This is a genomic window from Neorhizobium galegae bv. orientalis str. HAMBI 540, assembly GCF_000731315.1.
GTDB lineage: Bacteria > Pseudomonadota > Alphaproteobacteria > Rhizobiales > Rhizobiaceae > Neorhizobium > Neorhizobium galegae.
Window position 1 is genome coordinate 2587044 of record NZ_HG938353.1, and the last position, 25943, is coordinate 2612986.

Here is a 25943-nt window from a genome sequence, read left to right on the forward strand (position 1 = left end):
GCCTCCGGCGTGACGCCGGGGATGGGGCATTTCCATGACCGCCTGCCGACCGGATATGACGCTCCGGATTCGTGCGACCGCGCCTAATGCGAGGCCATGCGACGCAGCGTCGCGGTCACCTTCTGCCAATCATAGGGTTTGGAAAAGAACACGCTGCGATCGGGCAAGTCTTCCTCGCTCAAGCGGACCTGTCCCGAAACGATGATGATCTCGATCGGTGGCCAGCGGTCGCGCACGGCAGCCGCCAGCTTCATGCCGTTCATGCTGCCAGGCATGTCGATATCGGTAAAAACGATCCGGATATCCGTGCGCGTTTCCAGGATCGTCACCGCCTCATCGGCGTCGGCTGCCTCGACCGCCTCGAATCCTGCATCCTCCACGAGGTCGATTGCCATCATGCGCAGGATGGGCTCGTCCTCGACGACGAGGACAGCCTGTTTTTTTGGCGGTGCGGATCGTCCCATCCGGTCAGTCTGCCTGTGCTAGCTGAAGGAGCACAGCTGTCATCTCAGCGCTGAACCCCGGATGATCATAACTAACAAGAACACCGCCGGTTCCGATCAATCCCATGCGAATAAGTTTTGAGCCGAAACCTTTGCGCTCCGGCTGGCGTGGGGGCGGCCCGCCGGTTTCCCGCCAGGAGAGATAGAAGATCGCGCTGTCTCCCGTGCCTTCGATGCGCCAGTCGATTGCAACCCTCCCCGTATCGTTGGAGAGCGCGCCGTATTTCACCGCATTGGTCGTCAATTCGTGCAGCAGCAGGGAAAGCGAAAGCGAGCCCTTTGGCCCGAACCGAACGTTCGGACCCTGCGCGTCGATCCGGTCCCGCATGCCGATCCCGTTCATCGTCCGGTCGACGACGGCATAGACCGAGGCGCTCGTCCAGTTCTGCTCGAACAGGATGTCATGGGCGGTGCTCAGCGCATGCAGCCGCTTTTCGAAAGCCTCCACATGGTCGCGCTCGGTCACCGGCCGGAGCGTCTGTGTCGCGATCGCCTGCACCATCGACAGGGTGTTCTTCAGCCGATGGCTCATTTCCCTGCTGAGCATCTGCTGCTCCAACTCGGCCTGAACCCGCGACATCGCGATCTGGATGCGATTGCCGAAGCTGCGGACGAAGGAAATCTCCTCGTCGATCCATGGATAAGGCTGGTCGTGATGGATGAAGGCGACGAGCTTGAAGCGCCCGAGCTCGAAGATCGGCACGTTGACGAGCACGCGGATGCCAAGCGACAGAAGCCTTTCGGCGTGGTCGCGGGTGCGCGGATCGGTAGCGACGTCGGCGACGACAACGGTTTCTCCGCGCTTCAGGTCGTCGACGAACGACCCGTAATCTCGGAAATGGTGCAGTCCCGCAAGGCTCTTCACGCCCGGCGCGCACCATTCGGGCGGCACCGACACCGTCTCGTCCGCCGCGTTGACGATGCCAAAACCGGCGCGCGTCGCGTCGAGTGCCCTGGCCATCAGGTCGCCCGCGGCGATCGCCATCGATTCCATGTCGCTGAGGTCGCGCAGCCGATCGCCGAGATCGAGCAGGGCCTGCACGCGGGCAGCCTCCCGCTTGGCGGCGGTCACATCCCTGACGGTGCCGATCATATTGATCGGGCGGCCTCTCTCATCATGGCGAAAGCTGGCATTGCGGGCGATCCAGCGCACGCCATAGCCCGGCACGCGAATGCGATATTCGACGTCGAGCGGGGCACTCCCCTTCCGTCTGGTCGCATCGTTGGACTGCAGATCCTTGTCCTGCGGCAGGACCATCTCCTCGACCACTCGGGTAGGATAGGTATCGGCGATAGGCAGGTGAAAAATGCGGCAGAACTCCCGCGACACCCGCATCATTGAGGTCCCGATGTCAATTTCGAATGTCCCGACCCTTCCAGCCTCCTGCGCCGCCAGGCTCGCGTTGACGCTGGAGCGAATATTGGCGCTGATCGACTTCTGACGCCGGAACAGGTCGTCCTTGCGCTGCGAGATGCGCCGCATTTCGAGGAGCGCGATAACCTGCCGGGCAAGAGCCTGCAGCGCCGCCTTCTGCCCCTCCTCCAGGCCCTGCGGCCGCGGCTCGACATCGATGACGCAGAGCGTGCCGATTATCACCTCGTCTGGCGTGATCAGCGGTGCGCCGGCGTAGAAGCGGATATGCGGCTCCCCGGTGACGAGCGTATTCGTGCGGGTGCGCTGATCGAGCTGCAGGTCTGGGATGACGAGCACGTCGGAACTGCCGAGCGCATGGGCGCAGACCGACTGCCCGATCGGCGTCTCGCACGCCTCGAAACCGATGCGCGCCTTGAACCACTGCCGGTCTTTCTCGACCAGGCTGACGAGCGCCACGGGCGTGCCGCAGAGCGTGGAAGCGACAAGCACGATATCGTCGAACTCCGGCTCCGGCTCGGTGTCCATGATATTATAGGCATCGAGCGCTTCCAGCCGCTCAAGATGGATTTGTTCGTTCGGATCGGGATCGGCCAATGAGGGTCTCGGAATAGAAGTTTCACGCGATATTGGCAGCTTTCTCCAAAAGACCAGAGAGACGCAATCAAATTTCACGACCGGTGGAAATCGCGTTGAAATCTTGAGCCTTTATCGAAATCCGTACCGATCGCCCCACCCAGCAACGCCAGCCCGAATCGATTTCGCTTCAACGCAGGAATTCGCAGCGGCCCTTTGCCCAAAGGCGGTTGACGCCTCCGATCCCCCTGATAATTTGACCATGCAGTCAAAACTTGGTGCAATGACGCCGACCGGGAAATGGCCACCCGAAGAAACCGAATGGCCATGGAGAATGTCATGTCCAACCGCCTGAATACCACGCCCAACGACCTGCGGGCGTTCTGGATGCCGTTTACGGCAAACCGCCAGTTCAAGCAGGAACCCCGCCTTTTCGTCGCTGCCAAGGATATGCATTACACGACCCATGACGGCCGCCAGGTGCTCGATGCCACCGCCGGCCTCTGGTGCGTCAATGCCGGCCACTGCCGCCCGAAGATCACCGAGGCGATCCGCGAACAGGCCGGCGAGCTGGATTATGCGCCCGCCTTCCAGCTGGGCCACCCCAAGGCTTTCGAACTCGCCAATCGTCTGGTCGATATCGCGCCAGAAGGCATGAACCACGTTCTCTACACCAATTCCGGCTCGGAATCGGTCGAGACGGCGCTGAAGGTGGCGCTCGCCTACCACCGCGTGAAGGGCAACGGCTCGCGCTTCCGCCTGATCGGCCGCGAGCGCGGTTATCACGGCGTCAATTTCGGCGGCATCTCGGTCGGCGGCATCGTCTCCAACCGAAAGATGTTCGGCACGCTTCTGACCGGCGTCGACCACATGCCGCACACCCACCTGCCGGGCAAGAACGCCTTCACCAAGGGTGAGCCGGAACATGGCGGCGACCTTGCGACTGAGCTGGAGCGCATCGTCACGCTACATGACGCCTCGACCGTCGCCGCCGTCATCGTCGAGCCTGTCGCCGGCTCCACCGGCGTGCTGATCCCGCCGAAGGGTTATCTGCAGAAGCTGCGCGAGATCTGCACCAAGCACGGCATCCTTCTGATCTTCGACGAAGTCATCACCGGTTTCGGCCGCCTCGGCGCGCCGTTCGCGGCCCAGTATTTCGACGTCAAGCCGGACATCATCACCACCGCCAAGGGCCTCACCAACGGCGTGATCCCGATGGGTGCCGTCTTCGTCACCTCCGAGATCCACGACGCGTTCATGACCGGCCCGGAGCACATGATCGAGTTCATGCACGGCTATACCTATTCCGGCAACCCGATCGCCTCGGCTGCCGCTCTCGCGACGCTCGAAACCTACAAGGAAGAAGGCCTTTTCGACCGCGCCCGCGACATCGCCCCCTATTGGGAAGCGGGCCTGCATTCGCTCAAAGACCTGCCGAATGTCATCGACATCAGAAACCTCGGCCTGATCGGCGCGATCGAACTCGATCCGATCGCCGGCGAACCCACCAAACGCGCCTTCACCGCCTTCCTGAAGGCCTACGAAAACGGCCTGCTGATCCGCACCACCGGCGACACCATCGCCATGTCCCCGCCGCTGATCGTCGAAAAGCACCATATCGACGAGATATTCGGGAAGCTGCGCGAGATCTTGACGAGCAATATCTGAGGCGAGGTCGAAGAGGACGGAATCTGCCCCTCACCCTAACCCTCTCCCCGCGCGCGGGGCGAGGGGACGTGCCCGTTTTAGGCCGCTGCGATTGGGGCAGACCGGTGCGGCATATCCCTTCTCCCCGTCAGAACGGGGAGAAGGTGGCGGTAGCCGGATGAGGGGCATCGCCGAGCGAACGGCCTTTCAAAAAGGCGGCTTTAACGGTCGCCTCTTTTCACGTTTGAGCACTACCCCTAAAACCTCAGCCCTTGAAGAAAGCCAGAAGATCCGCATTGATCACGTCCGCATGCGTGGTCGCCATGCCGTGCGGAAAACCTTCATAGACCTTCAGCGTACCGTTCTTGAGAAGCTTGGCCGCAAGCAGGGCCGAGTCGGCGATCGGGACGATCTGATCGTCGTCGCCATGCATGACGAGAACCGGCACGTCGATCGCCTTCAGGTCTTCGGTGAAGTCGGTTTCCGAAAAAGCCTTGATGCAATCATAATGGGCCTTGGTGCCGCCCATCATGCCCTGCCGCCACCAATTGGCGATGACCCCTTCCGAAACGGTCGCGCCTTCCCGATTGAAGCCGTAGAACGGGCCGGCTGGTACGTCACGGAAGAACTGAGCACGATTGGCAGCAAGCGCTGCGCGAAAACCGTCGAAGACTTCGAGAGGCAGGCCGCCCGGATTATTTTCCGTCTTCAGCATGATCGGCGGCACGGCGCCCATCAGCACCGCCTTTGCCACCCGGCCACCGCCGCCATATTGCGCGACGTAGCGTGCGACCTCGCCGCCGCCGGTCGAATGGCCGACGTGGATGGCATTTTTCAGGTCGAGATGGGCCGCAAGCTCGGCGACATCGGCAGCATAAGTGTCCATTTCATTGCCGGTCTCGGTCTGGCTCGAACGGCCATGGCCGCGTCGGTCATGGGCGACGACGCGAAAACCCTGGTGCAGGAAAAACAGCATCTGGGCGTCCCAATCGTCGGCCGAGAGCGGCCAGCCGTGATGGAAAACAACCGGCTGGGCGTCCTTCGAACCCCAGTCCTTGTAGAATATCTGCGTGCCGTCCTTGGTGGTGATGAAATTGCTGGTCATGGTTCTCGTGTCCTTTCGAAACTGATTTTTCAATGACTGCGACATGAATGGCGGGCGCGGCGGAAAAAAATGGCCGACCAGACATTCATAGTACCGTTGCGTGTCGTTCCTTTGAACCGCACCCTTCGGATTATCGCGATCTCCATACCTCGATATTTGTTATCGCGATAAACAGATGGGTAGCGGCATTCTCCGATCCTGTCTACAAAAATATTTATCGCGATATCAAAATTATGCTATACGTCGCGAAGAACCTGGAACAGCACCGGAGCAAGCATGCCCGCCTCCCCTCTTCCGCCGCTCCACGAGCAGCTCTGCTTCTCGCTCTATTCGGCCCATATCGCCATCAATCGCGTCTATAAGCCAATGCTCGACGATATGGGCATCACCTATCCGCAATACCTCGTCATGAGCGTGCTCGGCGAACAGGATGGCTCGACGATCGGCACGATCGCGGAAAGGCTGGGCCTGGAATCGAGCACCATCACCCCGCCCGTAAAGCGGCTCGAACAGGCCGGACTGCTGGAGCGCCGCCGCAGCAAGACCGACGAGCGCCAGGTGCATGTCTGGTTGACCGGCGCCGGCCGCATCCTGATCGCGAAGAGCACATGCCTCGGCGAAACGTTGATCGAACGGTCCGGCATGCCGCCGAAGGAATTCCAGGCTTTCAACCGTCAGGTCCGTACCTTCCTCGGCGCTCTGGAGCGCAAGGCCTAGTTTCGCAAACGTCGCTGAATCTGGGCGAGATCCGGAATTTTCGCGCATTCCTTGGTGAAAATCACAAAAATCCATCCCGTTTTGTTATCTTCTTGCGGAATCCCGGCGAAATTCATACAGAATTGGCTGCCGACCGCCGAAAGCCAAAAATGGCTCGGCACGGTATCGACCGCATCGCTTTCCGTCCTTGGCACGACCGCGCCCGGCGCGATATCGAAGACGGAAGGTAGGGGTGCGGCGTTCACCGCGGGGTTGAAGCCCCCATCCAAGGAGACCAAGATGAACCTCAAGATGCTTCTGGGGGCAACAGCACTCGCCTCCCTGACTTTCGCTCCGCTTGCCCAGGCCGAGATCGTCATCGGCCTGATCGCCCCGCTCACCGGCCCCGTCGCGGCCTATGGCGATCAGGTCAAGAACGGCGCCGAGACCGCCGTTGCGGAAATCAACAAGAAGGGCGGCATTCTCGGCGAAAAGGTCGTCCTGAAGGCGGCCGACGACGCCGCAGAACCTAAACAGGGGGTTTCGGCCGCCAACCAGCTGGTCGGCGAAGGCATCCGCTTCGTGGTCGGCCCCGTGACGTCAGGCGTCGCCATGCCGGCTTCCGATGCGCTTGCCGAAAACGGCGTGCTGATGGTCACCCCGACCGCGACCACACCGGCTCTCACCACGCGCGGCCTCACCAACGTGTTCCGCACCTGCGGCCGCGACGACCAGCAGGCCGTGGTCGCCGCCAACTACGTCCTGAAGACCTTCAAGGACAAGAAGGTCGCGATCATCAACGACAAGGGCGCCTATGGTAAAGGCCTCGCCGACGCCTTCAAGGCAGCGCTGAACGCCGGCGGCGTCAAGGAAGTGCTCGACGACGCGGTCACTCCGGGCGACAAGGATTTCAGCGCGCTGACGACCCGCCTGAAATCGCAGAATGTCGATGTGATCTATTTCGGCGGTTACCATCCGGAAGGCGGCCTGCTCGCCCGCCAGCTCGCCGATCTCGGCGTCAAGGCGACGATCGTCGGCGGTGACGGCCTGTCGAACAGCGAGTTCTGGAACATCGGCACCAAGGCCGCGGCCGGCACGGTGTTCACCAACGCCTCCAACGCGACCAAGAGCCCGGATTCCAAGGCTGCCGCCGAAGCGCTCGCCGCCCGCAAGATCCCCGCCGAAGCCTTCACGCTGAACGCCTATGCCGCCGTCGAAGTGATCAAGGCCGGCATCGAAAAGGCAAAGAGCGCCGAGGATACGGAAGCGGTGGCCGCTGCCCTCAAGTCCGGCGAACCGATCGCCACCGCCATCGGCAAGCTCACCTATGGCAAGACGGGCGACCTCACCTCGCAGAGTTTTTCCTTGTTCAAATGGGAAGACGGCAAGATCGTCGCCGCCGAGTGACATCATTCAAATCGCATGATCCGCGGGCGCCTTCGGGCGCCCGTATGTTTTGAGCCTCGTTCGCGGACGCCGGCTGGGCTCATTCGACATGCACCGCCAGCGTCCGCTTCAACGTCTTCAGCACGACGCTCGTCGTGAATTTGCGGATATTCGGGTTCATCTCCATCATCCGGTCCGCCAGCACATCGAAATGCTCGACGGACTGGACGAGGATCACCAGCGTGAAATCGCCACGGCCCGACGTCCCCCAGGCCTCCTGCACCTCCGGCGTATCCGCCAGCCACCTCAGGAAAGGCGGCATGAGCTCCGGCCGGTCGCGCTCCAGCTCCACCTCGACCAGCATGGAAACGGCCGTGCCGACCTTTTTCGGATCGACGATCGAAACGTCCCGCAGGATCACCCTGTCCTCCCGAAGCTTCTGCAGCCGCCGCTGTGCCGAGGACGGCGAGAGGCCCACACGCTCGGCAAGCTCGTTCAAGGTGATGGTCGCATCCTGCTGCATCAGCTTGAGGATTTCACGATCGGCTTTCGTCAATGCCATTGAGAGGATTTCCCGGCTTCAAAACAAACTCCGGGAAATATTCCTGGTCATGAGCACAATTTCAGGAATCCTACCGGCTTTTCGTTGGCATCTTAACGCCATGACACAGAACCAGCCACACCCCTCCGCCGATGGTATTCTCGCTGCTTCGAAAAGCATCGATCCCGTCTTCACCAACAGCCCGCTGATCGAGCAACAGACGGCCAATACGGCCCTCGGCCTTCGCCTCCTTGCGAAGGTGGAGACGCTCAATCCGATCCGTTCCTTCAAGGGACGCGGCACCGACTGGTGGATGCAGAACGAACCGGCCGGCGACCACCCCGTCGTCTCCGCCTCCGCCGGCAATTTCGGCCAGGGGCTCGCCTATGCCGGTCGGGCGCACGGACGCAGGGTGGTGATCTTTTCCGCCACCACCGCCAATCCCGGCAAGATCGAGGCGATGCGCCGCCTCGGCGCCGACGTGCGGCTGGAAGGCAGCGATTTCGACGCCGCCAAGGCCGCCGCGCGTGCCTATGCCGAAGCGAATGGCTGCCCCTTTGTTGAAGACGGCGCTTTGCGGACGATCGCCGAGGGCGCTGGCACGATCGCGCTCGAAATCACCGAGCGCCTCTCCCGCCAAACCGTCGAACTCGACGCCATCCTCGTGCCGCTCGGCAACGGCGCGCTGCTGACCGGGATCGGCGCCTGGATGCGTGCCAAGGCACCGAACTGCAAGGTCATCGGTGTGGTCGCCGCCAATGCGCCCGCCATGAAACACTCTCATGAAACCGGCCGGCTCATCTCCACGAAAACCACAGCAACCGCCGCCGATGGCATCGCGGTTCGGGAATGCGTTCCTTACGCATTGGACTGCATGAGGACGACCGTCGACGACGTCTGGGAAGCCAGCGAAGCGGCAATCCGCGCGGCGCGAGATTTCTGCCGCATCCATTACGGCCTCGTCGTCGAGGAAGCCGGCGCCGCCGGCATTGCAGGTCTGCTGGAAAACGGCACGAACCTCAAAGGCCGAACAGTCGCCACCATCCTTTGCGGCGGCAATGTCCGCACGGACATCGCATGACGTCTCGCCTGCATCGATCGCCTCTCCCCGTTTCCCCGTTGAACGGTTAGGTTAGGCGACCGATTCAGCGCGAGGAGCCTGCCATGACCACCCGTCTCGAAAGCCTCATCGACCAGGGCACCGGCCGCGAGCCTGCCGATATCGTGCTGAAAGGCGGAAAGTTCTTCGATCTCGTCACCGGCGAGCTCGTCGCCTCCGACATCGCCATCTGCGGTGACCGTATCGTCGGCACCTGCGGCGACTATACCGGCAAGATTGAAATCGACGTTTCCGGCAAGATCGTCGTCCCAGGCTTCATCGACACGCATCTCCACATCGAATCGTCGCTGGTAACCCCGCACGAGTTCGACCGCTGCGTCCTGCCCTACGGCGTCACCACCGCGATCTGCGATCCGCACGAGATCGCCAACGTGCTCGGCACCGAGGGCATACAATTCTTCCTGGATTCCTCGCTGGAAACGATCATGGACATCCGCGTCCAGCTCTCTTCCTGCGTGCCGGCGACCCACCTGGAGACGGCCGGCGCCGACCTGCCGATCGAAAAGCTGCTGCCCTTCCGCGACCACCCGAAGGTCATCGGCCTTGCCGAATTCATGAATTTCCCGGGCGTCATCTACAAGGACCCGATGTGCCTCGCCAAGCTCGACGCCTTCTACGGCGACCACATCGACGGCCACGCCCCGTTGCTGCGGGGCAACGACCTGAATGGCTACCTCTCCGCCGGCATCCGCACCGAGCACGAATGTACCACCGCCGAGGAGGCGCTCGAAAAGATCCGCAAGGGCATGCACATCCTGGTGCGCGAAGGCTCGGTCTCGAAGGACCTGCACGCCCTGATGCCACTCCTCACCGAGCGCCTGTCACCCTACCTGGCGCTCTGCACCGACGACCGCAATCCGCTCGACATCGCCGAACAGGGCCATCTCGACTACATGATCCGAACCGCGATCGCCCATGGCGTCGAACCACTCGCCGTCTACCGCGCGGCCTCGATTTCTGCGGCCAAAGCGTTCGGCTTGCGCGACCGGGGCCTTGTCGCACCCGGCTGGCGAGCCGATCTCGTCGTCGTCGACAGCCTCGAAAACTGCAAGGCCGAGATCGTCTTTTCCGCCGGGCGCAAGGTTACGGACGAACTTTTTGCCACCCGCAGACCCGTCGCCCCAGTCGGCCTCGACAGCGTCAAGGCGCGTCCCGTCCAGGCGATGCATTTCGGCGTTCCGGTGAGCGAAGGCGAGACGCCTGTCATCGGCGTGATGCCAGGCAAGATCATCACCGAACATCGCCGCTACCGCCTGCCATCGGCGGGCAACCAGACCGGCATCGATCTCGACCGCGATATCATCAAGGTCGCGGTCATCGAGCGGCATGGCAAGAACGGCAACCATGCCAATGGTTTCGTTCAGGGTTTCGGATTGAAGAAAGGGGCGATCGCCTCGACCGTCGGGCATGACAGCCACAATATCTGCGTCGTCGGCGTCAGCGAGGACGACATGGCGATGGCCGCCAACCGCCTCGGCGAAATCCACGGTGGCTTCGTGGTGGTCGAGGACGGCAAAGTCACCGGCGAGATCGCCCTGCCGATCGCGGGCCTGATGAGCCTCGAACCCTACGAAACCGTCCGCGACACCCTCCACCACCTCCGCCAGACCGCTTACGCGCTCGGCACCACCCTCCAGGAACCCTTCCTCCAGGTCGCATTCCTGCCATTGCCCGTCATTCCGCACCTGAAGATTTCGGATAAGGGCATGGTCGATGTGGATAGGTTTGCGCTGATTGGGTGACTTCGAAGGCCACGCGTTGGTGGTAACAACCATTGGCGAATTATTCTGTCCTCAAGAAAATTGGTTGAAAGAGGACCCAATGCCCATCGTCTTCCGTTCTGGCGCCCTGAAATTCTATTTCTATTCCAATGAAGGCGACCCGCGGGAGCCCGTACATATTCACGTCCGGGGCGGTAGCGCAAATGCGAAGATCTGGTTGGAGCCGACCATAGGAGTGGCGGAAAGCGACGGCTTCAACAGCCGTGACCTGTCTGCTATTATCCGGCTCGTCATCGACAATCGTTCTCTGATCAAGCGGGCATGGCATGAGCATTTTGGCAACTGAGGTGAAATTCGACGACGACACCATGTGGGTCTCGCTCAACGACGGCCGCACATTGGGCGTGCCGCTTGCCTGGTTTCCTCGTCTGCTTCTTGCGAAGCCGGCCGATCGCCAAAAATTCGAACTGAGCCCGGGTGGCATTCACTGGGATGATCTCGACGAAGACATCTCCATCGCCGGCCTTCTGGAAGGGCGCGGCGACAGGACGGTGAAACGTCCTGCCGCATAAATCCTGTTAGGATCGTCCATGAGCAAGCTGGAGCAGATCGAGAAAGCCGTTGCCCAACTGGACCGACAAGAGCTGGAAGCATTCTCGCTCTGGTTCGAAGAATTTCAGGCTGAACGCTGGGATCGCCAGATCGAGAAAGACGATGCGGAAAGCGAATTCGACCGTCTCACAGAGGATGCCTTGACCGAATTCCGTGCGGGAAAGACAAGGTCGCTTTGATGCGCGCCGCCTCCCCTCACCTCCGCCTCAACACCATCCCCGCATGATAAAGCACGCCGTCGCGAAAATCGCCGTCGGCGGTGAAGCCGGTGTCGTCCTTGTAGTCGATATGGTCGCCGGTCACCCAGTAGCGGCCCTCATAGGCCTTTTCGCGGGTGCCGCGCGCTTCCACATAACGGCCGTTCGGCAGCAGTTCGTGGCGGATGTGGTTGTCCTCGGTCACCCACATTCCGGCATAGGGATGTTCGGTCATGGTTTTCTCCTCTTCCTTGATGTCGTGCGCAAGCGCCGTAAACGTCGCGATGAAGGCGAAAGCCGCGGCAACGGCGACAAACGCCAGCGGGGCTCGGAAACCCGAGTGGGCTCGAAAAAACCGTTCAGCCATTGAGATATTCCCTCCTGAGTATCCGTTCGCGGCGGCGTCTTTGCGTGCCGCGGGAGCGTTTGAGGAAGCCGCCGGCAAAATCGGCGACCCAATGGATGGGGCTTTCAAGTAAGTGCTGAAAATTGCTCATCACCATCTCCATTTGCGTCCGGGCTGGTTCGATCGGACGAGCCGAATATGGTGGAAAGTGGGGAATGTGCGGTAGACCAGTCCTCCGGCATGATTGCACAATCCTCCGAAGCTCATTTGAAATGACCGGCAACGCCACCATATGATGTCCACACCAAACCGCAGGAATGCCGCACTTCAAGGCATTCCCACCTTCGAACGAGATCCAGGATGGAAAAACTCGACCAAATCGCCCGGCTGATTGCACAAAACACCGATGACGATGGCGTGCTCGACACGGCGATCCCACGCCTGTCGGTGATCCGCATGTCGAAGCCGACCGAGCCGCTGCATGCCATCCATCAGCCGGCGGTGTGTATCATCGCGCAAGGGGCGAAACAGGTCATGCTGGCCGACGAAATCTTTCGCTACAGTCCCGGCCAGTATCTGGTCGTCTCGGTCGACATGCCCGTCACCGGCCAGGTCATCGAGGCGACGCAGGACAAGCCCTATCTCTGCCTGCGCCTCGATCTCGACCTGAAGCTGCTAAGCGAGATGCTGGTGGACATGCCGGCGGCGCTCGCCACGCCGACCATGCGTAAAAAATGCATCGGCCTCAGCCATACCACCCCGGAATTCCTGGATGCCGCACTCCGCCTCACCCAGCTTCTCGACCGCCCGGACGAGATCGCCTATCTCGCGCCGCTGATCGAGCGGGAACTGATGTTCCGGCTGCTGCGTGGCGATCAGGCCGAGATGATCCGCCAGATTCTCGCCCCTGAAAACCGGCTGCAGCAGGTCAACCGGGCGATTTCCTGGATCCGCCAGAACTTCTCCGCCCCCTTTTCGATCGAGCAGGTCGCGGTCGAAGCGCGCATGAGCACGTCCTCGCTGCACCAGCATTTTCGCGAGGTGACGGCGATGAGCCCACTGCAATATCAGAAGCAGCTGCGCCTGCAGGAGGCCCGCCGCCTCATCCTCGGCAACGCCATGGATGCCGCCACCGCCGCCCATCAGGTCGGCTACGACAGCCCCTCGCAGTTCAGCCGAGAATACCGCCGCCTGTTCGGCGCCCCGCCGATCCAGGACATATCGAGGCTGCGCAGCGAACCTTCCCGTTACGCCGAGGCCTGATCCGCTCGATTCCCTCGTTTCGAAAATTATTCAACCGAACGGTTGACAATAAAATCGCATGCGCGCATATTCAACCACATGGTTGAATTAAGCACATATCCGATCGATACGGTCTTTCACGCCCTCAGCGACGGCACGCGCCGCCGCATGCTCCGCGAGCTGGCGCAGGGCGAGCGCACCGTCAGCCAATTGGCCGAGCCGCACGACATGTCGCTCGCGGCGGCCTCGAAACACATCAAGGTGCTGGAAGGCGCCGGACTAATCCGCCGTGAAATTCACGGCCGCACCCATCTTTGCCGCCTCGAACCCGGCCCGCTTGCGACCGCCCATGAATGGCTCACTTTCTATGAGCGCTTCTGGACCAACAGGCTCGATATCCTGGAACGCCTTCTCAGGGAGGAGGACGCTCAAAAGAGCGCCCGCGACGAGATCCGGAAGAATCCGTTGAAATCCTCTGCCCCACAGAACTCTGAAACTGAACCTGAAACGGGAGAAGACCAATGAGCGACATGACATCGTTGAACAAATACGGCGCTGTGGCCGAACCTTTCGCCTTCAGCATCCAGCGCCGGTTGCCAGGCCCCATCGAGAGAATCTGGGCCTACCTCACCGACAGCGATCTTCGCCGCCAGTGGCTCGCATCGGGCATCATACCGGCACAGGCGGGCAGTTCCTTCGAACTCACCTGGCGCAACGACGAACTGGCCGGCTCGGCCGACGGCAGGCCGGAAGGCTTTCCCGCCGAACACAGCATTCAGAGCGAAGTGATCGCCTTCGAGCCTCCGCATCGCCTCGTCTTCTCCTGGCCGCCACGCGGCGAGGTCAGCTTTGAACTTCAGCCGGCCGGCAGCGAAATCCTGCTCACCGTCACGCATCGGCGGATTTCCGATCGCCGCAACATGGTCATGGTCGGCGCCGGCTGGCACATGCATCTCGACATCCTGGTCGCCCGGGCGACCGGCGCCAAGCCTGAACCGTTCTGGGAAGGCTGGAGCCGCCTCAAGGAAGAATACGACCGCCGCATCCCGGCCTGAAGCACCGTTGTCGCCTCCGCCCCATGGTCCAGGGACGCCCCGGAGAGTCGGGGCGGAGGTTTCGCCAACGCCCACCGCCCGTGACTGGGCCATCCCATGGAGACAAGATATGAGCACCCGTTTTACGGGCGGATGCGCCTGCGGCGCACTTCGCTATGAAATCTCCGCCGAACCGGCGGTCATGGTCGATTGCCAGTGCCGCCAGTGCCAGCGCGAAAGCGGCACCGGCCACGCCTCTCACCTCACCTTCCCAAGCGCTGCCGCCAAGGTCGAGGGCAATGCGACCCATTGGGAGGCGACTGGCGATGGCGGAACCGTCAAAAGGCGGGCCTTCTGCCCCACCTGCGGTTCGCCGGTCTACATGACGTTCCCTGCCATGCCGGACTACTTCGTCGTCCGCGCCGGCAGCCTCGACGATCCGAGCCGGTACAAGCCGCAATTCGTGACCTGGCACGCCGCCGGCCACGCGTGGGACCACCTCGATCCGGCCCTGCCGAAATTCGAGAACATGCCGCCGGCTTGAAGCAGCTTCACACCCGGGCGCAGAACACGTCGAGGGCGTCGAGCTTCACCACGCCCTTGTCGAGCCGCGATAGGAAGCCCGGCAGGTTGACCGGCAGGATTTCGCCGAGCCGTTTCGGCAGGGTGAAATCCTGGGCCCCGCGGGTCAGGTTGAAGATGAACAGCAGTTTTTCGCCACCCTTTTCGCGCACGAAGGCGAGCAGGTCCTGGTTGGTGTCGAGGAAGGTCATGTCGCCGTCAACAAGCGGCGGATGCGCCTTGCGGAAGGCGAGTGCCGCCCGGTAATGGTGCAGCACCGAATCCGGAAGCGCCTCCTGTGCGTCGACGGCTCGGGCCGCGTGTTCGCCCGGCACCGGCAGCCAGGTCTTCGAACCGGTGGTGAAGCCCGCATGCGGCTCGCTTGTCTCCCAGGCCATCGGCGTGCGGCATCCGTCGCGGCCCTTGAAGGCCGGCCAGAAGCGGATGCCATAGGGGTCGCGCAGATCCTCGAAGGAGAGTTCCGCTTCGGTCAGTCCCAGTTCCTCGCCCTGATAGAGGCAGATCGAGCCGCGCAATACCGAAAGCAGCGTGATCGACAGTTTTGCGACCCGGTCCTGCTCGGCTGGAGACTCGGCGAAGCGGGTCACGTGGCGGATGACGTCATGGTTGGAAAACGCCCAGCAGACCCAGCCGTTGCTGACCGTGTCCGCCACCGTCGTCATCACCTTGCGGATATAGGCCGCATCGAAGGCGGGGCCGAGGAAATCGAAGGTGTAGCACATGTGCAGCTTGTCATTGCCCGTCGTGTAGAGCGCCAGCGTCGAGAGCGAACGCGGCCCGTCTCCCACCTCGCCCACCGTCGCGCGCCCCTGGTAACTGTCGAGCAGTGCACGCAGCCGCTTCAGGAAGTCGATATTTTCCGGCTGCGTCTTGTCATAAAGGTGATTCTGCATGGAATAGGGATTGGTATCCGTCTCCATGCCGGCGCCGTCCGTGTCGTAGACCATCGGCGGGTTGTTGCGCAGTTGCTTGTCGTGGAAATAGTAGTTGACCGTATCGAGCCGGAACCCGTGCACGCCGCGATCGAGCCAGAAGCGCACCGTATCCAGCATGGCGTTCTGGACGTCGGGATTGTGGAAGTTGAGGTCCGGCTGGGCGATCAGGAAGTTGTGCATGTAATATTGCTTGCGCACCCCGTCCCATTCCCAACCCGGCCCGCCGAAGATCGACAGCCAGTTGGTGGGCGCCGTGCCGTCCGGCTTCGGATCGGCCCAGACATACCAGTCCGCCTTCGGATTGGTGCGGCTCGATCGGCTTTCGACGAACCACGGATGCCGGTCGGAGGTGTGGGAAATCACCTGGTCGATGATCACCTTCAGCCCCAGGCGTTCGGCCTCCGCCATCATCTCGTCGAAATCGGCAAGCGCGCCGAACATCGGATCGACATTGCAGTAGTCAGAGACGTCGTAGCCCATGTCGGCCATCGGCGAGGTGAAGAAGGGCGAAAGCCAGATCGCGTCGACGCCGAGCGAGGCGACATGCGGCAGGCGTGCGGTGATGCCCTTGATGTCGCCGATCCCGTCGCCGGTCGTGTCCTGAAAGGAGCGTGGATAGATCTGGTAGATCACCGCGCCGCGCCACCAATTTGCATCGACTGCCTTCACCGCCTGTGTCGCCATCGTCCGACTCTCCTTCCTCAAATGTTCCAGCCCAACCTAGTGCCCCCCGTTCAAAAGACAACGCATAAGCAAGGCTCTGCGAAGTTCCCGAACCACTCTCTTGCCACGGCTGAAACTTCGGCCTATGCGAGTTTAAAAATGCGGGAGGGATGCAATTGGGCGGACGGCTTCTTTCGATCGGCGAGTGCATGGTGGAGCTGTCGCAGGCGGGCGAAGGCCTGCTGCGCAAGGGCTTTGCCGGCGATACGTTCAACACCGCCTGGTATGCGCGCGCCTGCCTGCCGGCCGAATGGTCGGTGGACTATTTCACCGCGGTCGGCGACGATCCCCTGTCGACCGAAATGCTGTCGATGATGAGGGATGCCGGCATCGGCACCGGCTTCATCCGCCGCATCGAAGGCAAGACGCCCGGCCTCTACCTGATCACGCTGAAGAACGGCGAACGCACCTTCAGCTACTGGCGCGACACCGCCGCCGCAAAAAAGCTCGCCGACGATCCCGACCATCTGCGCAGCGCCATCGAGGCTGCCGACATCCTCTATTTCTCCGGCATCACGCTGGGCATCCTTAGCCCCGAAGCGATCGAGACGCTGCTGTCGGAACTGCGCCGCGCAAAGGCTTCCGGCAAGACCGTCGCCTTCGATCCCAACATCCGCCCCCGCCTCTGGCCGAACAGGGACTATATGCTGCAGACGATCGAGGCTGGCGCCCGCGCGGCCTCGCTGGTCCTGCCGAGCTTCGACGACGAGACAACCCATTTCGGCGACGCAACGGTGGCCGACACCATCGCCCACTATCATCGGCTCGGCGTCGAGAACGTCGTGGTCAAGAACGGCGCGGATGGCGCGACGCTCAGCTTTGCCGGCACCGCATCCATCCATGTCCCTTCGGTCAAGGCGGCCCAACTCGTCGATACCACCAGCGCCGGCGACAGTTTTAACGGCGCTTTCCTCTCCCGCCTCGTCCGCGGCATCCCGCCGGCGCAGGCCGCCGCCTACGGCGCCTCGGTCGCGTCCGTCGTCATCGGCCACCACGGCGCGCTGATCAGCCCGGCGTTGCTGCCGGGGTGAAACACCGACAGGGACCGGACTGCCGACCACCGACGATAGAGACCGAGATCGGCGCCAGTTGCCCGTCGGCTTTCCGCATTGCGTCATAAATCAATTTTCAGTCATTATGTGAAAGGGTCGGCAGCGATGAAACGATCGCTCCCAACGAGGAAATGAAAATGCGTATCGCTCTTGCCTTCCTGACCGTGCTGGCCCTGTCCCCGGCTGCACACTCCGCTCCGATCGACGCCCTGACCAAGGCCGAAACGAAGACCTACGAGGCATGGGGAAAGCTCGGCCTGACGGAACGGCTGGTGACTTTCGTCACCGCGCCCTCCACCGGCTACGGCATCTACCAGGAAAAGCAGTCCAGCATTTTCAAGCCGGGTGAAAAGGTCATCACCTATGTCGAACCAATCGGATTTGGGTGGAAAGAGCTTCCCCACGACATGTACGAACTCAACTTCGTGTCGGACCTGAAGATCAAGGCTGCGAACGGCGAGGTCATGCTCGACCAGAAGGCGTTCTCCACCAATGTCCTCCAGAGCCACAACGCCAACATGGAATTCTCGATGGATTTCACCCTGACGCTGACGGGCGCGCCGGCAGGCAAATACACGCTAACCTACACGATCCACGACATGAGCGGCGACCAGACCTCGACTTTCGATCAGGAATTCACCATCGCCGCCAACTAACCACCCCGGCGCCGGCTGCCTCGCTTAGAGGTCAGCCGGCGATCCGGAACGACACCGGATCCGGTCGAGTTCGGGAAAACCCACCGCGCGCCTTCATCAGCCTGTAACAAACTTTTCCGATAGAGGGCTGAAAACGTGTCCGTTGGCGCGAGTCGTGGACGGATCGGCAACCGGGCTCGACCTTCCATGACAAGAATAACCATCGTGACGGATGCCTGGTACCCTCAGGTGAACGGCGTCGTCCGTTCGATCGAGAATACCAACCGGGAACTCGCCCAGATGGGCGTCGACGTGACGATGGTGACGCCGCAGGACTTTACCAGCGTTCCCTGCCCCACCTATCCGGAAATCCGCCTTTCGGTCGCCACCTGCTGGCAGATCGCCAGCGCCATTCAGGCGTCGATGCCGACTGCCGTTCACATCGCCACCGAAGGTCCGCTCGGACTGCTCGCACGCCGCTGGTGCCTGAAGAACAACATACCCTTCTCGACCAGCTACCATACCCGTTTTCCGGAATATGTGGCGGCGCGGTTCCCCATCCCGGTCCGCTGGCTGCACGGCTTCGTGCGCTGGTTCCACAATGCCGGCAATGGCTGCATGGTGGCGACCGCCAGCCTTGAGCGCGAACTCGCCAAGCTCGGCCTCAAAAACCTGCTGCGCTGGAGCCGCGGCATCGACCAGACGATGTTCCACCCGATGGATCTCGACGAGCGTCCCTTCGACCTGCCGCGCCCGATCTTCATGACCGTCGGCCGCGTCGCGGTGGAAAAGAACCTGCCGGCCTTCCTCGATCTCGACCTGCCCGGCTCCAAGGTCGTGGTCGGCGACGGCCCGGCCCGCGCTGACCTGCAAAAGCGGTATCCGAACGTGCTGTTCACCGGCATGAAGACCGGCGAGGATCTCGCCCGCGCCTATGCCCAGGCCGATGTCTTCGTCTTCCCGTCGAAGACCGACACGTTCGGCAACACGATCCTTGAGGCGTTGGCCAGCGGCGTGCCGGTCGCCGCCTACCCGGTCACCGGCCCGATCGATATCATCGAGGAAGGCTCGGGCGCCGGGGCGCTCAACGAAGATCTGCGCGTGGCCTGCCTTGCCGCACTCGGCTGCTCGCGCGAAAATGCAAGGCAGCTCGCCCGCAAGTTCACCTGGGAAGCGGCGTCGAAACAGTTTTTGAACAACGTGCTGATCGCGCAGGGGCGGCCGAAGCTGCCGGCGCCGCGCGGGGGCGTACGGCCTTCGGCGGTATAACCGCCAATCCCCATCCGCTCTCGCCTCGCAAGGCGCGCTCTCCCTGCATACGACGATATTCGCCCGTGAGGAAAAGAGAAGGTGCGGCAGTCTCCCAATGATCTCCCCCCTTGAGGGGGAGATGTCACGAAAGTGACAGAGGGGGGTGACGACGGTTCGGCAAATACAGCGGCAGAAGAGTGTGCCGCGACACCCCCCTCTGCCCTGCCCCGTTCCTCACAGGCGATGACCTCCCGCCTCGCGGGAGAGCCAAAAACGCCAGATACAAACCCAGAAACCCCTCACCGCTTCTTCTTGCGTCCCTCGAACGGGTTTTCACCCGCCTTGAAATGCATGCGGATCGGTACACCCGGAATATCGAAATCGGCGCGCAACCCGTTGATCAGGTAGCGGATATAGCTTTCCGGCAGTGCGTCGGGCCTGGTGCAGGACACCATGAAGGCCGGCGGACGGGCTTTGACCTGGGTCATGTATTTCAGCTTCAGGCGACGGCCGGAAACGGCCGGTGGCGGATGCTGGGTCTGCACGCCGTCGAGCCAGCGGTTGAGCCTGGCGGTCGAGATGCGCTTGTTCCACACCTTGTCGGTGTCGATGATGCTCTGCATCAGCTTGTCGAGCCCGTAGCCCGTCTGGCCGGAAATCGGCACCGCACGCAAGCCCCGCGCCTGCGGCAGCAGCCGCTCGGTCTTTTCGCGCAGATCCGCGAGTACCGCCTGCGTGTCCTCGACCAGGTCCCACTTGTTGAAGGCAAGCACCGCGGCCCGGCCTTCGCGCAGCACCAGGTCGACGAGCTGCAGGTCCTGCTTCTCGAACGGAATGGTCGCGTCGAAAACGATCACCACCGTTTCGGCAAACCGGATCGAGCGCAGCGCATCCGCAACAGACAGCTTTTCGAGCTTCTCCTGGACGCGCGCCTTCTTGCGCATGCCGGCGGTGTCGAACATCTTGATTGTGCGGTCGCGCCATTCCCATTCGACCGAGATGCTATCGCGTGTAATGCCCGCTTCAGGGCCGGTCAACAGCCGGTCCTCGCCCAGGAAACGGTTGATCAGCGTCGACTTGCCGGCATTCGGGCGGCCGATGATGGCGACGCGCAGCGGCTTGGTCTCGTCGTATTCCGGCTCGGCCTCTTCGTCGGCGTCACCGGCAAAATCGGAATCGCGGACGTCGATATTGGTCTCCGCCTCGTCGTCGGCCTCCGGAAACGCCCGTTCTTCGCCGAGCGCCTCGACGATCGCGTCGCGCAGGTCGATCATGCCCTGGCCGTGTTCGGCCGAGATCGGCACCGGTTCGCCGAGGCCGAGCGTATAGGCGTCGTAGAAACCCGCGTCGGAACCGCGCGCTTCCGACTTGTTGGCGACCAGCACGACCGGCTTGCCGCTGCGGCGCAGGAGCTCGCCGAACGTCTTGTCGAGCGGCGTCAGGCCGAACTTGGCATCGACCACGAACAGCGTCAGGTCGGCGTCGTCGACCGCAGCCTCGGTCTGGGCGCGCATCCGACCTTCGAGCGTTTCCGGCCCGGCCTCTTCGAGACCGGCGGTATCGATGATCGTGAATTTGAGGTCGATGAGCTTCGCGTCGCCCGGACGGCGGTCACGGGTGACGCCCGGCGTGTCGTCGACAAGCGCCAGTTTCTTTCCAACCAGGCGATTGAAAAGCGTGGACTTGCCGACGTTCGGGCGTCCGACGATGGCGACGGTGAAGCTCATTCTATATCCTTAAAGCCCTGGGCGAAAACCGTCAGGGCGCCTTGCCTGAAGAGGCGATGTTGTCGAGCATGATCTGCGCGCGGTTGGCAACATTGCGCGGCGCAGAGGCGTCATTGGCGATCTGCTGGAACCATTCCTTGGCCTGCGCGATCTTGCCGGCCTTGTAAGCGGCAAGACCAAGCGCCTCGCGGGCGGAATTGGCAAGCGGATTGGCAGGCACGGCCATGGTCTGCACTTCGACGGCCACCTGTTCATAGGTGCCGTTGTCGATCAGCAGCCAGGCGGCACGCATCCGGGCAAGGTCGCGCATCGACTGTGGCGCCTTGGCATCCTTGCCGACCGCCGAGAAGGTGGCGATCGCCCCAGTGGCGTCGCCCTTGGACTGCTGCACCGAGCCGGCGCGCAGCTTGGCGAGCACGGGATAGGCGCCGCTGCCGTCCTTTTCGAGCGCGCCGAAGGCGGCCAGCGCCTCGTCGTTCTTGTTTTCCGAAGCAAGCTTCAGGGCCGCCAGGAAACGGTCGCCCGATTGCGAAGAATTATGCGTGTTCCAGTATTCATAGCCACGATAGCCAGCCGTACCGACGACGATCAGCACGGCGACCGCGATCACAATCCTGCCGTAACGCTGCCATGCACCCCTGAACTGATCGGAACGAAGCTCCTCGTTCACTTCGCGAATAAAACTGTCGTCGTCCTGCGCCATCAAAGTCTCCGGCCCAACCGGCCCATCATGCGGAAAAGCGCCTTCTAGCCTATTTTCCCGGAGATGTAAGGCCCCCCTTAACTCCCGTCGCGCAAAAGTGGTCGCCGGTTTTGCAAAGTCGGCAAGCGCAACCCCGAAAACATCCGCTCGGGAACACTCGTGGGCGACCTTTCGGGCGGAATCCACACTTAAAGCTAGCCGCTCAAAGCTTCGCCTTATTCTGCGGCCACAAAGCCCGCTGCCCTTCGCCATGATTCAGGTACCTTATGCGTTCGCTTGCCCTTCCCCTCGCCCTCTGTCTTCTCGCCGCGCCCGTCGCAGCCAACGCCGCCGACAATGCCGCTGGCAAGCCGAAACAGCTGGTGATGGTCTCGTTCGACGGCGCCGGCGCCAATAACCTCTGGCAGCGCAGCCGCGATCTTGCCAGGCGCACCAACGCCCATTTCACTTACTTTCTCTCCTGCACGCTGGTGATCGAGCGCGCCAATGCCAAAAGCTACCAGGGGCCGAACGAGAAACCGGGCAAGTCGAATATCGGCTTTGCCCAAACGGCCGCAGAGGCCCGCGAACGGCTCGGCCACGTCTGGCAGGCGCATCTCGAAGGCCACGACATTTCCAGCCATACCTGTGGCCATTTCGACGGCAAGGACTGGACAGCGGCAGATTGGTCCGCCGAATTCAATACCTTTCATGACGTGCTGACCAACGCCTGGAAGACCGCCGGCGCCGGATCGGAGGAGCCCGCCGGCTGGAAGGATTTCGTCGCGACCGGGATCAATGGTTTCCGCGCGCCCTATTTTTCCACCAGCCCCGGCCTGGTCGAAGCCGAAAGACGGGCCGGCATCCGCTATGACGCCAGCCTCGTCACCAAGGGGCCGGTCATGCCGGAGGAAAAGGGCGGGCTTATCCGCTTCGGCCTGCCGCTCATTCCGGAAGGCCCGTCCAATCGGCCGATCATCGCCATGGACTACAACCTCTTCATCCGCCATTCCGGCGGCATCGACAATCCGAGCAGTTCCGCCGAATTCGAGGAACGCGCCTACTCCGCCTTCAAGGCAGCCTTCGACAAGGAGTATGACGGCGACCGCATCCCCTTTCAGATCGGCCTGCATTTCGTCGAAATGAACGGCGGCGCCTATTGGCGGGCGATGGAACGGCTGGTCACCGAGGTCTGCGGCAAGCAAGACGTCGCCTGCGTCAGTTATTCGGAGGCGATCAGGCTGATCCACGAGCGGGAGAAACCACGGGTGGCGTCAGGGCTATAGGGGTCTTTGCCGGGGACGATTTCCGGCGTCTGCGGAAAACCAGCCCAACGGCATCAACTCCTTACCCGCATTCACGTCCCCGTCCGTCCCCGCCTCCCGAACCCGCTTCATAATCACCCCGTCATCGGATGGGAAACCGGGTTCGCGAACCGGCATTCTCCTCAAGGGTTTTCGGACCCCGGTTTCCGGTGATGGCCGTCGAATGTGGTGGAACGGGAACTGACAACTCCCAAAAAGCTGCAGCAACCGGCCGGGGCAGGCAAAACCACCTACCTCCCATATACTCGACACCGCCTGCCCCATTCCCAAACCAAAACCGCGCCGGGGTGACGCCCGGCGCGGCCAAAACTGCTTGCGTTCAGATGACGATCAATACGGCCGGTCGGCCGCGATCTCGCCGGCTTCGGCTTCGCGATCAAGGTAATGCTGGTCGATGGTCGGCAGTGGCTGGTCGTCGATCGCCGCTTCGAAAGCCTTGAGGCGCTTGTGGATGGAGAGCAGCTCGATGATCGTCGTCCAGGATGTGACGAGGTACTGGAACGAGTTGCTCACCTGGCCGAAGGCGGTGGCAATCTGCTGGTAGATACCATAGGTGATCTTACCCGCGACGATCGTCGGCACCAGCATCAGCAGCAGGAACACGGCGTCGGCCTGAATGTAGAAATACCGCGCCACGTTGAAATAGAGGTAATGGAAGTACATGCGGAAATAGTTCCTCCGCACGTTGCTGTAGAGCTCGTTGATGGTCGCCGGCCGAGCGCGGTCGGCATGGTCCTCGCCATAGACCAGTTCCTTGCGATAGGCCGCCTCGACACGCTGATTGCGGAAGTTCAATCCCGGCAGCTTGATGCCGACCGTCGCCAGAAGAATCGTGCCGAACGCCGACCAGAAGATGGCGAGCCAGAACAGCGCATGCGGCACCTCGCCGATGAACGGAAGCTCGGAGACATAACCGGACAGCGCGAACAGGATCGGCAGGAAGACGACCAGCGTCATCACCGCGTTGATCAGGTTGATGCCGAGACCCTCGAGCGTTGCGGAAAACCGCATCGTATCTTCCTGGACGCGCTGGGAGGCGCCTTCGATGTGGCGCAGCTTTTCCCATTTCGACATGTAGAAGTCGTTCATCGCTGTGCGCCAGCGGAAGATGTAGTGGCTGGTGAAAAAGTCCGTCAGGATCGAGACCGCCATGCTGAGGAAGACGATCTGGGCGAAGACGATCTGAAGATCGTAGAAATTCCAGGCGGTAATGCCGGGCTGTTTCGAAAGGGCATTCTGCAGCAGATCGCCGAACGGCCGGCGCCAGTTGTTGATCACCACCGAAACCTGCACCCCGAAATAGGTCACCGCGATGATCAGCAGCGAGCCCCAGACCGACCAGCGCTTCCAGGGATGGTCATGGGCAATCACGCTCCAGGTACCCCCGAACAGCAATAGGCAGACTGCGAAATACGCATAGAACCAAAGGTTCGCCGGCACCAGGAAATAGGAAAGATCGTAAGGTTCCCGCTCCGGCATCACATATCCGAAGGATGCGCCGACACCGTCGAAGACGAAATACCAGGCCAAGATGGTAACAATGGCCCAAACGACGCCCGAAAGTGCGAACAGTTTCGGCCGGGGAAAGAAGGAGTGGAACACGGAGCTTTGGCTTTCCTGAGTTCGAGTCGGCGGGATGTCGGAAACGACTGTTGAGCCGGAAACTAAGGCAGTTCCAAGGGAGCGGCAATGGCCCCGTCATTTTGTTACGTAATTGTAACCACGGGATTATTAGGAAGCGCTGCGCGCAACCGGGAGTGCGAGCAGGACGCACACGACAAGGGCCGCCGCCGCAAGAAGCGTCGGGGCGACGAAACTGCCGCTCCCTTGAGCGATCCAGCCGGCGACCAGCGGGCCGATGATCTGGCCGGTGCCGAAGGCGGCGGTGGCGGAGGCGAGTGCCCGGCGCGGGCTTTCCGGCGAAAGTTTCCGGCCGATCTGCAGCCCGTAGGCGGTGATCACCATGAAGGTGACGCCGAGCAGCAGCCCGCCGACAAGCGCACCCGCCGTCGGCGGCAGCATGACAGAACCGAGCACCCCGGCCATCTGCAGGCCGAGCGCCGTGGCATAGGTTTTGCCGAGCCCGAAGCGGTTGACCACCGGCCGCCAGAGCAGGAGTGAAACGGCGGCCGCCGAGCCGGTCAGGAACCAGGCGAGGAATTCGACGACCGGACCGGCATTCCCCATCCGCGCGATGGTGACGAGGAAGGTCGCGGTGATCACGTAGCCGAAGCCGAACAGCCCATAGGAGGCGGTGAGCAGCACGAGCGGCCTGCGCCATTTAAGCGGCGGCTCGACCGCTGAGCCGGTGCCGATCGCCTGTTTCGGCAGGATCCACGCGACGACAGCGAGCACGACGAGCACGATCGCCGCACCGGCGATCCAGTTTATCCGCCAGCCGTGCGCGCCATCGCCGACCATCGTATTGACGACGAAGACCAGCGCCGAGGAGAGCGCGATGCCAAGCCCGACGCCGCCGAAATGCAGAACATTCACATTGTCGCGGCCGACCGCATAGGGCAGCACGATCGACGAGGTGAAGATCATCGCAAGTGCGCTCGCAAGGCCTGCCAGAAACCGGATGACGATGAAGGCGATGACGGAGTCCGTCGCGGCCATGGCGGCAAGCAGGATCGCGGTCGCCAGAAGCCCGCCGAGCGCCACATTGCGCTCGCGCCCCGCCGCCCAGCCATAGGCGGAGAGAATGGCGCCGGCGAGATAACCGGCAAAATTGCCCGCCGCGATATACCCCGCATCGGCCGCCGAAAGCGGAATGCCGGTCATCATGCCGGGCAGGATCGGCGTGTAGAAGAAACGCCCGAAACCCATCGCCGCCGCCATGGCGATGGCGCCGGCAAAGCCGATCAGCAGGGGCCGACTGGAATAGCTCGTATTGATCTGCAGCATGGAACGGTTATGGCAGCCGAAGCGGG

28 protein-coding genes are annotated in these 25943 nt (G+C 62.2%); 16 read left to right on the forward strand and 12 right to left on the reverse strand.

Annotated features, from left to right (window positions below; translation table 11 throughout):
- Window positions 1-83: 83 nt before the first annotated feature.
- Both RG540_RS12805 and RG540_RS12810 read right to left on the reverse strand, forming a co-directional pair.
- The gene (locus tag RG540_RS12805; protein ID WP_038588450.1) at window positions 84-464 is read right to left on the reverse strand and encodes a response regulator; all 381 of its coding nucleotides are present in this window, start codon (window positions 462-464) and stop codon (window positions 84-86) included.
- A 4-nt stretch (window positions 465-468) separates the two neighbouring features.
- Complete coding sequence (locus RG540_RS12810) at window positions 469-2472, reverse strand: GAF domain-containing protein (protein WP_051909379.1); 2004 nt, start codon at window positions 2470-2472, stop codon at window positions 469-471.
- 318 nt (window positions 2473-2790) lie between these two features.
- On the opposite strand from RG540_RS12810, the gene RG540_RS12815 reads away from it, so the two are divergent.
- Window positions 2791-4119 carry an aspartate aminotransferase family protein gene (locus RG540_RS12815; protein ID WP_038593704.1) on the forward strand — a complete coding sequence of 443 codons (1329 nt, stop codon included), beginning with the start codon at window positions 2791-2793 and terminating at the stop codon, window positions 4117-4119.
- Window positions 4120-4363: 244 nt separating this feature from the next.
- Here the strand turns inward: RG540_RS12815 and RG540_RS12820 are convergent, their stop codons facing one another.
- The gene (locus RG540_RS12820) at window positions 4364-5203 is read right to left on the reverse strand and encodes an alpha/beta fold hydrolase (RefSeq protein WP_038588452.1); all 840 of its coding nucleotides are present in this window, start codon (window positions 5201-5203) and stop codon (window positions 4364-4366) included.
- A gap of 276 nt (window positions 5204-5479) precedes the next feature.
- Between RG540_RS12820 and RG540_RS12825 the strand changes: the two genes are divergently transcribed.
- Complete coding sequence (locus tag RG540_RS12825; RefSeq protein WP_038588454.1) at window positions 5480-5920, forward strand: MarR family winged helix-turn-helix transcriptional regulator; 441 nt, start codon at window positions 5480-5482, stop codon at window positions 5918-5920.
- Here RG540_RS12825 and RG540_RS12830 read toward each other — a convergent pair.
- On the reverse strand, window positions 5917-6198 hold the full coding sequence (locus tag RG540_RS12830; protein WP_038588455.1) for a hypothetical protein: 282 nt from the start codon (window positions 6196-6198) through the stop codon (window positions 5917-5919). The two genes, RG540_RS12825 and RG540_RS12830, sit on opposite strands and share 4 nt — an antisense overlap.
- Before the next feature lies 1 nt (window position 6199).
- Between RG540_RS12830 and RG540_RS12835 the strand changes: the two genes are divergently transcribed.
- Entirely contained in the window at window positions 6200-7306 is a 1107-nt protein-coding gene (locus RG540_RS12835; protein ID WP_038588457.1) for a branched-chain amino acid ABC transporter substrate-binding protein, read from the forward strand.
- A gap of 79 nt (window positions 7307-7385) precedes the next feature.
- Here RG540_RS12835 and RG540_RS12840 read toward each other — a convergent pair whose 3' ends face one another.
- Window positions 7386-7847, reverse strand: coding sequence for an Lrp/AsnC family transcriptional regulator (locus RG540_RS12840; RefSeq protein ID WP_038588460.1), 462 nt, complete (start codon window positions 7845-7847; stop codon window positions 7386-7388).
- Between the two features lie 100 nt (window positions 7848-7947).
- Here RG540_RS12840 and RG540_RS12845 point away from each other — a divergent pair, with 100 nt between their 5' ends.
- From RG540_RS12845 to RG540_RS12865, 5 genes are all read left to right on the forward strand, one after another.
- Window positions 7948-8907, forward strand: a complete 960-nt coding sequence (locus tag RG540_RS12845; RefSeq protein WP_051909381.1) for a threonine ammonia-lyase — start codon at window positions 7948-7950, stop codon at window positions 8905-8907.
- Window positions 8908-8990: 83 nt separating this feature from the next.
- On the forward strand, window positions 8991-10688 hold the full coding sequence (gene ade, locus RG540_RS12850) for an adenine deaminase (protein WP_038588461.1): 1698 nt from the start codon (window positions 8991-8993) through the stop codon (window positions 10686-10688).
- On the forward strand, window positions 10681-11013 hold the full coding sequence (locus RG540_RS12855) for a DUF4160 domain-containing protein (protein WP_244446558.1): 333 nt from the start codon (window positions 10681-10683) through the stop codon (window positions 11011-11013). The genes ade and RG540_RS12855 overlap by 8 nt, the downstream gene beginning before the upstream one ends.
- Window positions 10994-11239: a DUF2442 domain-containing protein gene (locus RG540_RS12860; RefSeq protein WP_038588466.1), complete on the forward strand. Its 246-nt coding sequence runs from the start codon at window positions 10994-10996 to the stop codon at window positions 11237-11239. Before RG540_RS12855 ends, RG540_RS12860 begins: the two co-directional genes overlap by 20 nt.
- Window positions 11240-11257: 18 nt before the next feature.
- Entirely contained in the window at window positions 11258-11458 is a 201-nt protein-coding gene (locus RG540_RS12865) for a hypothetical protein (protein ID WP_038544353.1), read from the forward strand.
- Window positions 11459-11474: 16 nt separating this feature from the next.
- Here the strand turns inward: RG540_RS12865 and RG540_RS12870 are convergent, their stop codons facing one another.
- Together RG540_RS12870 and RG540_RS32385 are read right to left on the reverse strand one after the other, a co-directional pair.
- Complete coding sequence (locus tag RG540_RS12870) at window positions 11475-11843, reverse strand: Atu4866 domain-containing protein (protein ID WP_046601324.1); 369 nt, start codon at window positions 11841-11843, stop codon at window positions 11475-11477.
- Window positions 11836-11973: a hypothetical protein gene (locus tag RG540_RS32385; protein WP_155414776.1), complete on the reverse strand. Its 138-nt coding sequence runs from the start codon at window positions 11971-11973 to the stop codon at window positions 11836-11838. Before RG540_RS32385 ends, RG540_RS12870 begins: the two co-directional genes overlap by 8 nt.
- A gap of 209 nt (window positions 11974-12182) precedes the next feature.
- Here RG540_RS32385 and RG540_RS12875 point away from each other — a divergent pair, with 209 nt between their 5' ends.
- The 4 genes from RG540_RS12875 to RG540_RS12890 all read left to right on the forward strand — a co-directional run bounded on the left by RG540_RS12875 (window position 12183) and on the right by RG540_RS12890 (window position 14642).
- Window positions 12183-13085 (forward strand): AraC family transcriptional regulator, encoded by a 903-nt coding sequence (locus RG540_RS12875; protein WP_038588467.1) that lies wholly within the window; start codon window positions 12183-12185, stop codon window positions 13083-13085.
- A gap of 78 nt (window positions 13086-13163) precedes the next feature.
- On the forward strand, window positions 13164-13589 hold the full coding sequence (locus tag RG540_RS12880) for an ArsR/SmtB family transcription factor (protein WP_080725025.1): 426 nt from the start codon (window positions 13164-13166) through the stop codon (window positions 13587-13589).
- On the forward strand, window positions 13586-14119 hold the full coding sequence (locus tag RG540_RS12885) for an SRPBCC family protein (RefSeq protein WP_038588469.1): 534 nt from the start codon (window positions 13586-13588) through the stop codon (window positions 14117-14119). The genes RG540_RS12880 and RG540_RS12885 overlap by 4 nt, the downstream gene beginning before the upstream one ends.
- A 109-nt stretch (window positions 14120-14228) precedes the next feature.
- Complete coding sequence (locus RG540_RS12890; protein WP_038588472.1) at window positions 14229-14642, forward strand: GFA family protein; 414 nt, start codon at window positions 14229-14231, stop codon at window positions 14640-14642.
- A gap of 7 nt (window positions 14643-14649) precedes the next feature.
- Here RG540_RS12890 and bglA read toward each other — a convergent pair whose 3' ends face one another.
- Complete coding sequence (bglA, locus tag RG540_RS12895; protein WP_038588474.1) at window positions 14650-16299, reverse strand: beta-galactosidase BglA; 1650 nt, start codon at window positions 16297-16299, stop codon at window positions 14650-14652.
- Between the two features lie 155 nt (window positions 16300-16454).
- Between bglA and RG540_RS12900 the strand changes: the two genes are divergently transcribed.
- The 3 genes from RG540_RS12900 (at window position 16455) to RG540_RS12910 (ending at window position 19294) form a co-directional block, all read left to right on the forward strand.
- On the forward strand, window positions 16455-17369 hold the full coding sequence (locus RG540_RS12900) for a sugar kinase (protein ID WP_038588477.1): 915 nt from the start codon (window positions 16455-16457) through the stop codon (window positions 17367-17369).
- Between the two features lie 158 nt (window positions 17370-17527).
- Window positions 17528-18046, forward strand: coding sequence for a hypothetical protein (locus tag RG540_RS12905; protein WP_038588478.1), 519 nt, complete (start codon window positions 17528-17530; stop codon window positions 18044-18046).
- Window positions 18047-18232: 186 nt separating this feature from the next.
- A complete protein-coding gene (locus RG540_RS12910) occupies window positions 18233-19294 on the forward strand; it encodes a glycosyltransferase family 4 protein (protein ID WP_038588481.1) in 1062 nt (353 codons plus the stop codon).
- A gap of 281 nt (window positions 19295-19575) precedes the next feature.
- On the opposite strand, the gene der is transcribed toward RG540_RS12910, so the two are convergent.
- Together der and RG540_RS12920 are read right to left on the reverse strand one after the other, a co-directional pair.
- A complete protein-coding gene (gene der / locus RG540_RS12915; protein WP_038588484.1) occupies window positions 19576-21003 on the reverse strand; it encodes a ribosome biogenesis GTPase Der in 1428 nt (475 codons plus the stop codon).
- Window positions 21004-21034: 31 nt separating this feature from the next.
- The gene (locus RG540_RS12920; RefSeq protein WP_038588487.1) at window positions 21035-21706 is read right to left on the reverse strand and encodes a tetratricopeptide repeat protein; all 672 of its coding nucleotides are present in this window, start codon (window positions 21704-21706) and stop codon (window positions 21035-21037) included.
- A gap of 266 nt (window positions 21707-21972) precedes the next feature.
- Here RG540_RS12920 and RG540_RS12925 point away from each other — a divergent pair, with 266 nt between their 5' ends.
- Complete coding sequence (locus RG540_RS12925; protein ID WP_038588491.1) at window positions 21973-22971, forward strand: polysaccharide deacetylase family protein; 999 nt, start codon at window positions 21973-21975, stop codon at window positions 22969-22971.
- 369 nt (window positions 22972-23340) lie between these two features.
- Here RG540_RS12925 and sbmA read toward each other — a convergent pair whose 3' ends face one another.
- Together sbmA and RG540_RS12935 are read right to left on the reverse strand one after the other, a co-directional pair.
- The gene (sbmA, locus tag RG540_RS12930; protein ID WP_038588494.1) at window positions 23341-24612 is read right to left on the reverse strand and encodes a peptide antibiotic transporter SbmA; all 1272 of its coding nucleotides are present in this window, start codon (window positions 24610-24612) and stop codon (window positions 23341-23343) included.
- Window positions 24613-24741: 129 nt separating this feature from the next.
- Window positions 24742-25917, reverse strand: coding sequence for a YbfB/YjiJ family MFS transporter (locus tag RG540_RS12935; protein ID WP_038588497.1), 1176 nt, complete (start codon window positions 25915-25917; stop codon window positions 24742-24744).
- Between the last annotated feature and the right edge of the window lie 26 nt (window positions 25918-25943).